The following is a 13,621-nucleotide window of genomic DNA, read 5'->3' on the forward strand; positions in this document are numbered from 1 at the left end:
GAGAGCGCTCTCACGTTCGGTGGTCGGCGTCACTACCCTCAGAGGCATGTCAATGACGATCATGCGCCACGCCAGACGTGAGAGCGCTCCCGCGAGGCTGCGCCGGGTGTTCGTGCTCGGTCTTGCCCTGGCCGCCGCCGCGACGGCCGCGGCACCGGCCGTGAGTGCCGACCCGCCCCGGCGCACGCAGGACCTCGGCGTGAACGTGACGGTGTTCGACCCGTCCATGCCGGTCGCCGAGATCCAGGCCGCGCTCGACGCCACGCACGCCGCCCAGGTCGACAACGAGATGGGCACCCAGCGGTACGCGTACCTGTTCAAGCCCGGCCAGTACGGCACGGCCGAACAGCCGCTGCAGCTCAAGGTCGGCTACTACACCGAGATCGCGGGCCTCGGCGCCTCGCCCACCGACGTGGTGATCAACGGCAAGGTCGAGGTCTACAACCGCTGCCTGACCGAGGGCGGCACGGCCAACTGCCTGGCGCTGGTGAACTTCTGGCGCACCCTCGGCAACCTGACGATCAACATCGACGGCAAGGGCCAGGACGGCTGCCGCGCCGGCGCCAACTTCTGGGCCGTCTCGCAGGCCGTGTCGCTGCGCCGGCTCAACGTCACCAGCGGCACGTTCACGCTGATGGACTACTGCACCGCCGGCCCGCAGTACGCCAGCGGCGGTTTCATCGCCGACTCGCGGCTGCCCTCGGTCGTCAACGGCTCGCAGCAGCAGTGGCTGACCCGCAACAGCGAGCTGGGCAGCTGGTCGAACGGCGTGTGGAACCAGGTGTTCTCCGGTGTCGCGGGCGCTCCCGACGACGCGGCGTTCCCGAACCCGCCGTACACCACGCTCGACACCACCCCGGTGAGCCGCGAGAAGCCGTACCTGTTCGTGGACGACAAGGGCCGCTACAACGTCCGGGTTCCCTCCGCGCAGAAGAACACCAGCGGCGTGTCGTGGGCGAACGGCCAGACGCCCGGCCGCACCGTCCCGCTGTCGGACTTCTTCGTCGCCAAGCCCGGTGACTCGGTGCGCGAGATCAACAACCAGCTCGCCCGCGGCAAGCACCTGCTGCTCACCCCGGGCGTGTACGACATCGCCCGCAGCATCGAGGTCAAGCGCCGCGGCACCGTGGTCCTCGGCCTCGGGCACGCCACGCTGACCGCCGTGAACGGCTCGACCCCGCTGGACATCGCGGACGCGCCCGGCATCGTCGTCGCCGGCGTCACGGTCGACGCGGGCACCGAGCTGTCCCCGGTGCTGGTGCGCGTGGGCAAGGAGCACGGCGACCGGCCCAGCGACCCGAACAACCCGACCACGCTGTCGGACGTGTACTTCCGCGTCGGCGGGCCTCACGTGGGCAAGACCGACACCGCGCTGGAGGTCAACAGCGACGACGTGCTCATCGACCACACCTGGGTGTGGCGTGCCGACCACGGTGTCGAGGGCTTCACCGACACCCAGCGCTGGAACACCAACACCGGCCTCACCGGCGTGGTCGTCAACGGTGACGACGTTACCGCGACCGGCCTGTTCGTGGAGCACTTCCAGCGGCACAACACCATCTGGAACGGCGAGCGCGGCACCGTCGTGCTGTACCAGAACGAGCTGCCCTACGACCCGCCGACGCAGGCGGACTGGATGAAGGGAGACGTCGAGGGCTGGGCCGGCTACAAGGTCGGCGACCACGTGCGCCGGCACACGCTGCACGGCGGTGGCGTGTACGTGTTCAACCAGAACAACCCGCAGATCCACACCGAGAACGGCTTCGAGGTGCCCGAGACGCCGGGCGTGAAGCTGCACCACATCATGACCGTCAACCTCAGCGCGGGCGTGATCGACCACGTCGTCAACGGCGTGGGCGGTCCGGCCGACATGACCAAGATCGGTGTTCCGGTCTACATCGCGGAGTACCCCGCTCCCTAGGAGCGACCCGCCGCGGCGCCCGACCCCGACGCGAGGGGGTCGGGCGCCGTTCGCTTGTCCACCGGCCGTGTTGGCCGGGGGTGTCGTGCTGGTTGTGCGCGGTGGCGCCCGACCTCGTCCCCCGAGGCCGGGCGCCGTTGGCCTAGCCGCAGACCGCGCCGCCCGAGGCCGAGCCGACCAGCTTGGCGTACTTCGCCAGCACACCGCGCTCGTAGCGGGCGGGCAGCGGTGCCCAGCCCTCGTGGCGGGCGGCCAGCTCCTCCGGGTCCACGCCGAGGTCCAGCGTGCCGTTGGCGACGTCGAGCGTGATCGGGTCGCCGTCGCGCACGAACGCGATCGGACCCCCGTCCACCGCCTCCGGCGCGACGTGGCCGACGCACAGGCCGGTCGTGCCGCCGGAGAACCGGCCGTCGGTGAGCAGCAGGACGTCCTTGCCCAGCCCCGCGCCCTTGATCGCCGCGGTGATGGCGAGCATCTCCCGCATGCCCGGACCGCCCTTGGGGCCCTCGTAGCGGATGACGACCACGTCGCCCGCCGTGATCGTGCCGTCTTCCAGCGCGTCCATCGCCGCGCGCTCGCGGTCGAACACGCGGGCGGTGCCGGTGAACACGTCGGAGTCGAAACCGGCGGACTTCACCACCGCGCCGTCGGGCGCGAGCGAGCCGCGCAGGATCGTGATGCCCCCGGTGCGGTGGATCGGCTCGTTCATCGCGCGCAGCACCGTGCCGTCCGGGTCCGGGGGCGCGATGTCGGCCAGGTTCTCGGCGACCGTGCGGCCGGTGACGGTCAGGCAGTCGCCGTGCAGCAGGCCCGCGTCGAGCAGCGCCTTCATCACCACGGGCACGCCGCCGATGCGGTCGACGTCGGTCATCACGTGCCTGCCGAACGGCTTGACGTCGGCCAGGTGCGGCACCTTCGCGCCGATCCGGGTGAAGTCGTCCAGGCTCAGCTCGACCTCGGCCTCGTGCGCGATGGCCAGCAGGTGCAGCACGGCGTTGGTCGACCCGCCGAACGCCATCACCACGGCGATCGCGTTCTCGAACGCCTCCCGGGTCATGATCTGCCGCGCGGTGATCCCCTTGCGCAGCATCTCCACCACGGCCTGGCCGGACTTGCGGGCGAACCCGTCGCGCCGCCGGTCGGTGGCGGGCGGCGCCGCGCTGCCCGGCAGGGACATGCCCAGCGCCTCGGCCGCGCTCGCCATCGTGTTCGCCGTGTACATGCCGCCGCACGCGCCCTCGCCGGGGCAGATGGCGCGTTCGATCAGGTCGACGTCCTCGCGGCTCATCAGCCCCCGGGCGCACGCGCCGACGGCCTCGAACGCGTCGATGATCGTCACCTCGCGCTCGCTGCCGTCGGTCAGCGTGACCCGGCCGGGCAGGATCGAGCCCGCGTAGAGGAACACGCTGGCCAGGTCGAGCCGTGCGGCGGCCATGAGCATGCCCGGCAGCGACTTGTCGCAGCCCGCGAGCAGCACGGACCCGTCCAGCCGCTCGGCCTGCATGACCGTCTCCACGCTGTCCGCGATGACCTCGCGCGACACCAGCGAGAAGTGCATGCCCTCGTGGCCCATCGAGATGCCGTCGGACACCGAGATCGTGCCGAACTCGAGCGGGTAGCCGCCCGCCGCGTGCACGCCGTCCTTGCTCGCCTTCGCGAGCCGGTCCAGCGGCAGGTTGCACGGCGTGATCTCGTTCCACGACGAGGCGACACCGATCTGGGGCTTGGCCCAGTCGTCGTCACCCATCCCGACCGCCCGCAGCATCCCGCGCGCGGCGGTCCTCTCCAGGCCGTCGGTGACGTCGCGACTGCGCGGCTTGATGTCCGGGGTCTCGTTCATGGTTCGAAACCTAACGTCCCGACGTGCTCGACGCACCGGCGACCGGCCCTCTGGCCGACGAGGGCCGGGTGCGGCTGTCAGAGCTCGGTGTAGCTCTTCAGCCCGACCAGGGTGGTGAGCTTCATCGAGTTCGTGCCGGCGGGGGAGGGCAGGCCGAACCTCCGGTCCACCAACCGGTCGAGACCGCCGCAGCCGCGGGCCGCGGGCACGGCGAACGCGTTGTCCTCGATGGTGAACCTGAGCACGGGCGGGTCGGCGGAGATCCGCTCGGGCCCGCTGGTCCTGATGGGGCGGAACACGATCGGGTCCGTGTCGTCGCCGATCGTGCAAGTGTCCGGCACGAGGCCGTTGAGCAGCCGCAGCTTCAGGTGCTGCACACCCATCCGGTCGCCGTCGGAGAGGAAGTCGGCGAACCCGGCGTACTCGATGCGCAGGTCGGCGCGCAGCGGCGGGTGGTTCCCGGGAATCCCGAGCAGGCCACCCGGCACGCGGGCGGGCTCGGCCCGCAGCGCGCCGAAGACCTGCGCGAACTTCCCGTCCAGCTGCCCTTCGGCGAACGTCAGCCGCATGGCACCGGTGTCCTGCTCGGCCCGGTTGCCGAACCTGATCGTGCCGCTGGACACCAGCACCTCGCAGCGCCACTGGGCGGGGTCGGCACCGGCGGGGATCGCGGGGCAGTCGGCGAAGTCGAACGCGGGCACCGGCGCGGGCTGCGCGGCGGCCTGCTGGGGCAGCGCCGCGGCGAGCCCGATCATCGCGGTGCTCGCCAGTGCCGCGACGGCGGCGCGGCGGGAGGTTCTCGTCATGCCGCAGAGCCTTCCGCGCCGCGCCCCGCCCATGATCCGGTGGATCCCCGGGATCGACCCTGGGCCGGACCCCGAGGACCCGGCCGGGGTCAACCGAGCAGGAACAGCACGCCCGCCAGGCCGAAGCCCATCAGGCTGATCGAGGTCTCCATGACCGTCCACGTCAGCAACGTGGTCCGCACGTCCATCCCCATCAGGTTGCCGACCAGCCAGAAACCGGAGTCGTTGACGTGGCTCGCGATCACCGACCCGGCCGCCAGCGCGAGCACGATCGCGGCCAGCTCGACCGCGCTGAACCCGCCCGCCTGCACGACCGGCTGCACCAGGCCCGCCGCGGTGGTCAGCGCGACCGTGGCCGAACCCTGCGCCACGCGCAGCGCGGCGGCGATGACGAACCCGGCCACGAACACCGGCAGGCCGAGGTCGGCCAGCCCGTCCGACAGCGCGTCACCGATACCACCCGCCCGCAGCACCGCGCCGAACATGCCGCCCGCGCCGGTGATCAGGATGACCGCGCACACCGGCGCGAGGGCCGAGTCGACCAGCTTCTCGACCACCTCCTTGCGCTGCCCGAGGACGAAGGAGGCGACGAGCACGGCCACCAGCAGCGCCACCGGCGTCGAGCCGAGCGCGCGGGCGACCTGGAACCAGGTGGCCTCGCCGTCGACCCACCCGGCGGCACGGGCCGCGTCCAACCCGGTGTTGGTGAAGATCATGACCAGCGGGAGCAGCAGGAGCGCGACGACGGTGCCCGGGCTCGGCGGGTCCTCGCGGTCCTCGGCCCGCGGGCCGCCGCTGAGCAGCGTCGGCACGGGCAGCACGAGCTGCTTGCCCACCGACAACCCGAACAGGTAGCTGGTCACGTACCAGGTGGGGATGGCGATCAGCAGGCCGAACGCGATCACCAGGCCGACGTCCGCGCCCAGCAGCTCGGTCGCCGCGACGGGACCGGGGTGGGGCGGGACGAACACGTGCATCACCGAGAACGCGCCCGCGGCGGGCAGGCCGTAGCGCAGCACGCCGCCGCCCAGCCGCCGGGCCACCGCGAACACGATCGGCAGCATCACGACCAGGCCCGCGTCGAAGAAGATGGGGAAGCCGAAGACCAGCGAGCTGACGCCGAGCGCGAGCGGCGCGCGTCGTTCGCCGAACCGGCGGATCAGCGCGTCGGTCAACGACTGCGCGCCGCCGCTGACCTCCACGAGCCTGCCGAGGATCGCGCCGAGGCCGACCAGCAGCGCGACGCTGCCGAGGGTGGTGCCGAACCCCCCGACGAGGGTGGGCACCACCGCGTCCGCCGGGATGCGCGCGGCGAACGCGGTGAGCAGGCTGACCACCACCAGCGCCAGGAACGCGTGCACCCGCAGGTACATGATGAGGAACAGCAGCAGCGCGATCGCGCCCCCCGCGATGCCGAGCAGGGCGCCCGCGCCGAGGGTCTGGACCCAGTCGTCGTTGGTGGTCATCGGCAGCTCCGTCGCTTTCGAGGTGTCGGCACTAGGTGGTCGCCGGGTTCGGGACGGGGAGGTCGAGCCGGGTCACGGCGTGCTCGACGATCAGCTCGGGCGGGTCCGCCACGCCGACCGCGGCGCCGTCCTCGTCGGGCCGCAGCGGTTCGAGCGCGTCGAACTGGGACCGGAGCAGGGACGGCGGCATGAAGTGGCCGGACCGGTGCCGCAGCCGGTCGTCGATCACGTCGGCGGTGCCGTCCAGGTGCAGGAAGCGGACCCGCGCGCCCGCCTCGCGCAGCACGTCCCGGTAGGCGTGCTTGAGCGCCGAGCACGTGACGACCGTGCTCTCGCCCATCGCGGCACGTGCGGTGACCCAGTCGCGGATCGCGGCCAACCAGGGGGCGCGGTCGGCGTCGGTGAGCGGTGTGCCCGCGGACATCTTCGCGATGTTGGCGGGCGGGTGGAACTCGTCGGCCTCGGCCAGTGACCAGGCGAGCCGGTCGGCCAGTGCCCGGGCGACCGTGCTCTTGCCCGCTCCGGACACGCCCATCACGACCACGCAGGTCGGTTCGGCGCTCGTGGTCATGGGTGACACCTCTCGGCTGCGACGACGAGACGATCAAAAGTAGTACCTTTGGCGGCGAAAGGTATCACCTTTGCTGCGGCTGAGGAAGGCCGACCGGGATACGCTGCTGCCGTGCCGGTACAACGTCGGGAGAGCGGTCCGGGCGGCGACGCCCTGCACGCCTCCGTGCTCGACACCCTGGGGCTGCGGATCACCAGCGGAGACCTCGCGGAAGGTCGGGTGTTGACGCTCGACGGCATCCGGGAGCAGTTCGGGGTGTCCCGGACCGTGGCCCGCGAAACCATGCGGGTGCTGGAGTCGATGGGGCTGGTGACGTCCCGGCGGCGGGTCGGCATCACCGTGCAGCCCCAGTCGTCCTGGCAGGTGTACGACCCGCGGCTGATCTGGTGGCGGCTGGCAGGCCCGCACCGCGACGCCCAGCTGCGCGCGCTCACCGAGCTGCGGATCGCGGTCGAGCCGGTGGCGGCGGCGCGGGCCGCGTGGAACGCGTCGGCGCGGGAACGCGACCGCCTGCTCGACCTCGCCGGCCGGATGCGGCGGCTGGGTGAGGCCGGTGAGCTGGAGGAGTTCCTCGAACTGGACGTCGCCTTCCACGCGCTGCTGCTGGAGTCGGGCGGCAACGAGATGTTCGCCGCGCTCCAGGAGGTGGTGGCCGTGGTGCTGCGCGGGCGGACCAGCCTGGGGCTGATGCCCGAGAAGCCCGTGCCCGGCGCGTTGGACCTGCACGAGGAGGTGGCGCGGGCGGTCGCGTCCCGGCACCCCGAGGCCGCCGAACTGGCCATGCGCGCGCTGGTCACCGAGGTGCGGGACGCGGTGGTGCCCGTCAACGGGCCTCACGTCGCGCGACGGTGAGGCCGACTCGCGGTCACCATCCCACGTTGTCGTCGATCTGGAGGAACGCGCGGCACCCGTTCGCCGTCGAAGGCGCGAATGGATGAACGGGGAGGCACCGTGAACTACCCACAGCAACCGCCGAGCGGTCAGGACCCGTACGGGCAACCGGGCCAGTACGGCCAGCCGGGACAGCCCGGTCAGTACGGTCAGCCGGGCCAGTACGACGGCTACCAGTACGGCGGTTTCGCGCAGCAGCCCCCGTTCGCCCCGCAGCCGCCTCCCGCGCCGAAGAAGCGGACCGGCGTGATCGTGGCCGCCGTGGTGGCGGTCGTGCTGGTGCTGGGCGGTCTGGCGTTCACCGGGTTCGTCCAGCCCGGGTTCTTCGTCGGCGCGGCGGACCCCACGACCACGACCACCACCACCGCGCCGCCGAGCACCACGTCCTCGACGTCGACCCAGGGCGGTGACGCCGAGGAACTGGTCAAGTCGCTGGTGGCCGGTCTGGACTCCCAGGACGCCGCCGCCCTCAAGAAGCTGAAGTGCGCGGGCGCGAAGTCCGTCGTGGACAGCGCCATCAAGGACGTGTCGTCGCTGAAGGCGGCCGAGCTGGTCGACCCGGTGGAGGTGTCCGGGACCAAGGCCGAGGCGGTCGTGGAGGTGACCACCACCAGTTCGCGCACGTCGAAGGTCGAGGTGACGGTCGTCCGCAAGGACGGTGACTGGTGCTGGCAGGACATCGCGCGTGCCGAGGGCGGGCCGGCGAGCAGCGGGAAGTTGACGCCGACCGCGCCACCGACCACCGACCGCGAACCCACCGCCGGTGGCAAGCCCGTCGACCCGGAGGCGCTGGCCGCCATGCGGTCCTTCCTGGACGCCGTGAACGCGGGTGACGCGGCAGCCGCCACCAAGCTGCTGTGCCCGGACAGCATCCAGCAGGCGGCGGACGTGGAGAAGCTGGTCGGGTACGACCCGGAGCTGGCCATCGACCCGACGATGGACGGCGGCGCCACGGGCGAGGACTCCGTCCAGCTCTACCTCAAGGGCACGGCCAAGGGGCAGAAGCTGCAGGGCTACTCCACGAACCTCTGGGTGACCAGCTACGAGGGCCCGTGGTGCGTGCACGGGTTCCGCGCGGTCGTCATCTGACCCCCGGTTCAGCAGGACCTGGTCCAACTGCACTCCCACCGCGGGTCCGGGGCCTGCTCCGGCGCGACCCGGACCCCGGGTGAGGTCGCGCCGGAGCGGTGGCCGGCCAGTCGCACCGCGACGGCGTCCTCGAACGGCTTCGCCGACGTGAGCGTGTCGTTGCTGATCATGGCGAACACCAGCGGGGTGCCGTCGGCGGTGGTCACGTAGCCGGAGAGGGCGCTGACCCCGGTCAGGGTGCCGGTCTTGGCCCGCACGTTGCCCTCGGCCGGGGTGCCGCGCATCCGGTTGCGCAGGGTGCCGCCGACCATCCGGTCGCTCTTCCCGGCCACCGGCAGCGAGTCGTACCAGTGCTGGAACCACGGCTCGTGCCGGGCCGCGAGCAGCAGCGCGGCGAGCTGGTCCGGGGACACCTGGTCCATCCTGGACAGCCCGGAACCGTCCCGCAGCGACAGCGCCGTCGCGTCCACGCCCCACTCGCCGAGCTCGGCCGTCATGGCGCGCAGGCCCGCCTGCCAGCTGCCTTCGCCGAACACGGCCCGGCCCGCGGTCTTCACCAGGATCTCGGCGTGCATGTTGTTGCTGAGCTTCATGAACGGCACCACCAGCTGCGACAGCGGCATCGACAGGTGCTCGCCGAGGACCCTGGCGTCGGCCGGGGTCGCGCCGGTGGCGGTGCCGCCGAGCACCTGCACGCCGTGCCGGGTGAGCGCGTCGTGGAACAGGGACGTGACCAACCCGGTCGGCTCCCAGACCGTGCTCCACTCGCTCTCCGCGGCACCGCCTGCCGGGATGCTGCCGCGCACGTCGATCACGTTGGTGCCGTGCCGCCGTTCGACGGTCACGCTCGACGCCGAGCCGGGCGCGCCGGTGACGGCGGAGTTGGCGATCGTGACGTAGTCGGTCGGCGGGTCGGTGGTCACCGCGGCCGGTTGGCCCGCGGTGCCGGGCGCGACCCGGACGATGACGGTCCCGGCGTCGTAGTCGGTGTCCGGTGAGACGGTCAGCGCCGAGATCTGGGCGTTGTAGTAGTACGGCTCGTCGTCCCAAGCCCATCCGGTGCCCAGGCGCACGGAGTCGAACCAGGTGTCGTCGGCGACGAGCCTGCCGCGGACCAGCTTGACGCCGCTCGCGGCGACCTTCGCGGCCAGCGCGTCGTAGTCGGCGGCGAGCACGGTCGGGTCGCCGGTGCCGCGCAGGTGCAGGTCACCGGTCAGCACCCCGGCCCGCACCCGGCCGCTCGCGGCGGCGGTCGTGCGGAACCGGTGGTCGGGACCGAGCAGTTCGAGCGCCGCGGCGGAGCTGATCAGCTTGGTGTTGGACGCCGGCTGGCCCCGCCGATCCCCGTCCTTCGAGTACACGACGGCGCCGGTCTCGGCGTGGCGGACCACGAGCCCGACGTCCGCGCCGTCGAGGGCCGGGCTGGTGATGATCGCGTCGAGGTCGCGGCTGAGCGCGTCGTCGGCCTGCGCGGACGCGGGAGTCGCCAGTTCGGCGGCCGGTACCGCGGCGAGCGCGACGGCGGCGAGGATGAGCGCGAACAACCGTGATCTGGGCATGGGAGCTCCTCCGGGACGCCGATGTCGGTCAAGGATTGTCCACGTGCCGAGACGGCTTGTGAAGATCTGACACCGGCTGCATCGCGAGGCGGAGCAGGTCCCGGCGGCACGCGACGACCAGGTCGCCGTCGGGCGTCCACGCGAGCGCGGTGGCGGGGTGGGGGAGCGTCAGCGCGTCGACGGGTGCCAGGGTGTCGAGGTCGAACACGGTCACCGAACAGTCCGCGCGGGCGACGGCGGCGGTGCGACCGGGGTGGACCGCCAGCGCGGTGACCGGTTCCCCGTGGTCCGGGTCGAGGTGTCGGGCGTCGCCGGTGGCGAGGGCCCTGACGCGCACCACGTGATGGCGCACGGTCACCACCGCGGGGCCGTCACCGGTGTGGACGAAGGCGCGCACCTGTTCCAGCACTTCCGCCGCTTCGGTGATCGGCGTGGTGATCGGGGCGTTCCCGGCGAGGTCCCACAGCCCGAACGGCCCGAACGCGCGACTGATCGCGACGACCGGTCGGCCGTCGAGTTCGCCGACGGCGAGACCGTCGGGCTGGGACCCGCCCGGTACCCCGCCGATGCGGTCGCCGGTGAGGACGTCGGTGACGTGCAGGGTCTCGTCGCAGCCGGCAGTGAGCGCGACCGGTCGGTCGTCGAGGACGGTGGTGACCACGAGGCGGACCTCGCCGCGGTGGTCGACGGCGACCGGCCGGTCCACGCCGTCGCCCCTCCACCGGTGCAGTTCGCGGTCGGTCACGCCGTTCAGGTCGCCGCCTCCGGCGAGCACGCGGTCACCGACCGCCGCGACCGCCCGGACCGGGGCGGGCAGCACGCCCACCACCCGCTCGTGCCCGCCGTCCGCCAGTCGCCACGAACCGACCGTCCCGTCGGTGCCGCCGGCGATGACGCGGTCGGCCGTCACCGCGAGGCACCGGACGGTGCTCTGGTGGCCGGCGCCGAGGGGCCGTGCGTCCGTTCCGATCCGCCACACCCCGATGGACTCGTCGACATCGGACACGGTGACCAGCACACCCGGGCCGCCGTCCGCCAGGGCGCACCCGCTCGTCGGGCCGACCAGGGGCGGCCCCACGGGGCGGTCGTCCTCGACGTCCCACAGGTGCACCGCCTCGCTGTCGCTGAGCGCGATGAGCCGCCTGCCGTCCTCGGCGGCCACGGCCGCGATGTCGTGCGCCCACCGCCTGCCGGGCATCCCGCAGGCCAACCGTTGGGCGGAGGCCACGTCCCACAGCTCCACGTCACCGTCCCACGAGAGCGTGGCGACGGCACCGGGCCAGCCGGCGATCTCCCGCACCTTGGCGGCGGTCGGGAGGTAGCCCACCGGAACCCCTCGGTCGAGGTCCCACAGGTCCACGACGTCACCCGCCACCGCCGCGACCGGGCGGCCACCGACGTCGAGCACAGCCAGCGCGTCGAGCCGTTCCCCGGTGTCGAGCACCCGCGCCCGGCCGGTCGCCAGGTCCACGACGCGGATGGTCCCGTCCCACCCGGCCGACACCGCCGCCGGCCCGTCCGGGAGCGTGACGGTCGCCAAGCCCCGCACGACGTCCCGGTGCCGCGTCAGCTCGCCCAGCACCACGCCGGACGCCAAGTCGACCGTCCTGGGCGCATCGCCCCAGCCGCAGGTGACGGCCACCGGCCGGCCACCCACGACCGCCGTGGCGAGGTGCTGCCCGCCGGTGTCGTGGACGGTGCGCAGGAGTTCGCCGGTCGCGGCGTCCCACACCCGCAGCGTCGCGGCGGCGCAGTCGTGGGTGTGCGGGCGGGCGCAGTCGCCGTCGTAGTGCGGCTCGGTCGCCGTCACGTGGACCGGCACGCCGTCGACCACGGCGCGGGCCACCGCGTCGCCCCGGACGGCGGGCAGCACCCGCGCGAGCCGGGGGTCGGTGCCGCGACTCGTGGTCCACAGGATTCGCACGAGCGCCCAGATTACGGACAACACCGCTGTAGCGTGCACGCGAGCGATCACGGTGTGTGGCGAGACCGAGGAGTGGCGGCGTGGAAAGACCGGCGTGGGTGGGCCCCGACATCGACCTGTCCCGACCGAGCCCGGCGCGGGTCTACGACGTGCACCTCGGTGGTGCGCACAACTTCCAGGTGGACCGGGAGGCGGCGCGGCGCATCGTCGAGGTGATGCCGGAGTTACCGCGGATCCTGCGGGCCAACCGCGCGTTCCTGCGCCGCGCCGTGCGCTTCCTGGTCGACCAGGGGATCACCCAGTTCCTCGACCTCGGGTCGGGCATCCCCACGGTGGGCAACGTGCACGAGGTCGCGTGGAGCGTCGACCCCGACTGCCGGATCGTCTACGTGGACGTCGACCCGGTCGCGGTCGCGCACAGCCGGGCCCTCCTGAGCGAGTCCGACAACGCCACGGCGGTGCAGGGCGACCTGCGCCGGCCGCACGAGGTGCTGACCCACCCGGAGGTGCTGCGGACGCTCGACTTCACCCGCCCGGTCGGCGTGCTGATGTTCGCGGTGCTGCACTTCGTGTCCGACGCGGACAAGCCCGCCGAGATCATCCGCCGGTACCTGGACGCCACCGTGCCGGGCAGCCACCTCGCCCTGTCGCACGCCAGCCTGGAGGGCGGGGCCGACCGGGCGGAGGAGGCGACCGAGCAGTTCCGGAGCCGGGTGACGGACTTCTCGATGCGCACCCGGGGCGAGATCACCGACCTGCTCGCGGGCCTGGAAGTGCTGGAGCCGGGTGTCGTCTACCTGACCGAGTGGCGGCCGGAACCCGGTGACGAGGACCCGGACCCGAAGCGCATGTCGACGTTCGCCGCCGTGGGTCGCAAGACCGGCTGATCGCGGACCGGGCCGGGCACCGTGGTTGCCTGCCCGGCCCGCGACCGGTCGACGTGCCGGGTGCCGGAGAGGGCACGATTCGCGCGATCGGCCTCGGTCTAGGATCGTGGTGATGTCGCCACGGGTGTGGCGCGTGCTGCTGGTAAGGGGTTGCGGTGGTGGTGAAGGGCAAGGTCGTCCGGTTCGACGAGGTGCGCGGGTACGGGTTCGTGTCGCCCGAGGAGGGTGGCGAGGACGTCTTCATCCACGTCAACGACATCGATTTCGACAAGCGGCTGATGGCGCCGGGCGCCTTGGTCGAGTTCCTGGTGGAGATGGGCGACCGCGGCCCGAAGGCCTCCCGGGTGAGCCTGGTGCGGGAAGCGTCGGTGCGGTCGGGGACGTCCTACCACTCGGGTGACGACGTCAACGGCAACGACATGTTCTGCGAGGTCGTGTCGACCAAGAGGTACCTGCAGGAGGTCACCGAGACGCTGCTGGCCGCGGCGCCCGGGATGACCGCCGAGCAGATCCTCAACGTGCGCAAGAACCTGGTCGGCATGGCGCGCAAGTACAACTGGATCGAGGACTAGGGCCGGTCCACTTCAGACCGAGTCGATCAAGCTCACCGGCGTTGGACGAGGCGGTCGCGCTGCGGTGACCACGCGGTGACCGGCCCTGGTCGGCC

At 72.5% G+C, this 13,621-nt stretch carries 11 protein-coding genes; 5 read left to right on the plus strand and 6 right to left on the minus strand.

Annotated features, from left to right (window positions below; all coding sequences use genetic code 11):
• The first annotated feature begins 46 nt into the window (after positions 1–46).
• Positions 47–1,921 (plus strand): hypothetical protein, encoded by a 1,875-nt coding sequence (locus A6A25_RS27065; protein WP_198932876.1) that lies wholly within the window; start codon positions 47–49, stop codon positions 1,919–1,921.
• Between the two features lie 142 nt (positions 1,922–2,063).
• On the opposite strand, the gene ilvD is transcribed toward A6A25_RS27065, so the two are convergent.
• From ilvD to A6A25_RS27085, 4 genes are all read right to left on the minus strand, one after another.
• Entirely contained in the window at positions 2,064–3,761 is a 1,698-nt protein-coding gene (gene ilvD / locus A6A25_RS27070; RefSeq protein WP_073894837.1) for a dihydroxy-acid dehydratase, read from the minus strand.
• A 77-nt stretch (positions 3,762–3,838) separates the two neighbouring features.
• Positions 3,839–4,567 carry a hypothetical protein gene (locus A6A25_RS27075; RefSeq protein WP_073894840.1) on the minus strand — a complete coding sequence of 243 codons (729 nt, stop codon included), beginning with the start codon at positions 4,565–4,567 and terminating at the stop codon, positions 3,839–3,841.
• 89 nt (positions 4,568–4,656) lie between these two features.
• On the minus strand, positions 4,657–6,033 hold the full coding sequence (locus A6A25_RS27080; protein WP_073894842.1) for a GntP family permease: 1,377 nt from the start codon (positions 6,031–6,033) through the stop codon (positions 4,657–4,659).
• A 31-nt stretch (positions 6,034–6,064) separates the two neighbouring features.
• Positions 6,065–6,604, minus strand: coding sequence for a gluconokinase (locus A6A25_RS27085; protein ID WP_073894845.1), 540 nt, complete (start codon positions 6,602–6,604; stop codon positions 6,065–6,067).
• A 111-nt stretch (positions 6,605–6,715) separates the two neighbouring features.
• Between A6A25_RS27085 and A6A25_RS27090 the strand changes: the two genes are divergently transcribed.
• Positions 6,716–7,456 (plus strand): FadR/GntR family transcriptional regulator, encoded by a 741-nt coding sequence (locus A6A25_RS27090; protein WP_073894847.1) that lies wholly within the window; start codon positions 6,716–6,718, stop codon positions 7,454–7,456.
• Positions 7,457–7,555: 99 nt separating this feature from the next.
• Entirely contained in the window at positions 7,556–8,584 is a 1,029-nt protein-coding gene (locus A6A25_RS27095; RefSeq protein ID WP_143193447.1) for a hypothetical protein, read from the plus strand.
• A gap of 8 nt (positions 8,585–8,592) precedes the next feature.
• Here A6A25_RS27095 and dacB read toward each other — a convergent pair whose 3' ends face one another.
• Positions 8,593–10,143, minus strand: coding sequence for a D-alanyl-D-alanine carboxypeptidase/D-alanyl-D-alanine endopeptidase (gene dacB / locus A6A25_RS27100; protein WP_083668719.1), 1,551 nt, complete (start codon positions 10,141–10,143; stop codon positions 8,593–8,595).
• A gap of 28 nt (positions 10,144–10,171) precedes the next feature.
• Positions 10,172–12,067, minus strand: a complete 1,896-nt coding sequence (locus tag A6A25_RS27105) for a WD40 repeat domain-containing protein (protein WP_073894851.1) — start codon at positions 12,065–12,067, stop codon at positions 10,172–10,174.
• A gap of 80 nt (positions 12,068–12,147) precedes the next feature.
• Here A6A25_RS27105 and A6A25_RS27110 point away from each other — a divergent pair, with 80 nt between their 5' ends.
• Positions 12,148–12,954, plus strand: coding sequence for an SAM-dependent methyltransferase (locus A6A25_RS27110; RefSeq protein WP_073894853.1), 807 nt, complete (start codon positions 12,148–12,150; stop codon positions 12,952–12,954).
• 155 nt (positions 12,955–13,109) lie between these two features.
• Positions 13,110–13,526: a cold shock domain-containing protein gene (locus A6A25_RS27115; protein WP_073894855.1), complete on the plus strand. Its 417-nt coding sequence runs from the start codon at positions 13,110–13,112 to the stop codon at positions 13,524–13,526.
• Positions 13,527–13,621 lie beyond the last annotated feature (95 nt).

Source organism: Saccharothrix sp. CB00851 (genome assembly GCF_001905065.1).
Taxonomy (GTDB): domain Bacteria; phylum Actinomycetota; class Actinomycetes; order Mycobacteriales; family Pseudonocardiaceae; genus Actinosynnema.

What these genes read in the sequence shown, in the direction of transcription:
- A6A25_RS27065 (WP_198932876.1), top strand. Translation starts at nt 47, where the DNA reads ATGTCAATGACGATCATGCGCCACGCCAGACGTGAGAGCGCTCCCGCG.
- ilvD (WP_073894837.1), bottom strand. Translation starts at nt 3,761, where the DNA reads ATGAACGAGACCCCGGACATCAAGCCGCGCAGTCGCGACGTCACCGAC.
- A6A25_RS27075 (WP_073894840.1), bottom strand. Translation starts at nt 4,567, where the DNA reads ATGACGAGAACCTCCCGCCGCGCCGCCGTCGCGGCACTGGCGAGCACC.
- A6A25_RS27080 (WP_073894842.1), bottom strand. Translation starts at nt 6,033, where the DNA reads ATGACCACCAACGACGACTGGGTCCAGACCCTCGGCGCGGGCGCCCTG.
- A6A25_RS27085 (WP_073894845.1), bottom strand. Translation starts at nt 6,604, where the DNA reads ATGACCACGAGCGCCGAACCGACCTGCGTGGTCGTGATGGGCGTGTCC.
- dacB (WP_083668719.1), bottom strand. Translation starts at nt 10,143, where the DNA reads ATGCCCAGATCACGGTTGTTCGCGCTCATCCTCGCCGCCGTCGCGCTC.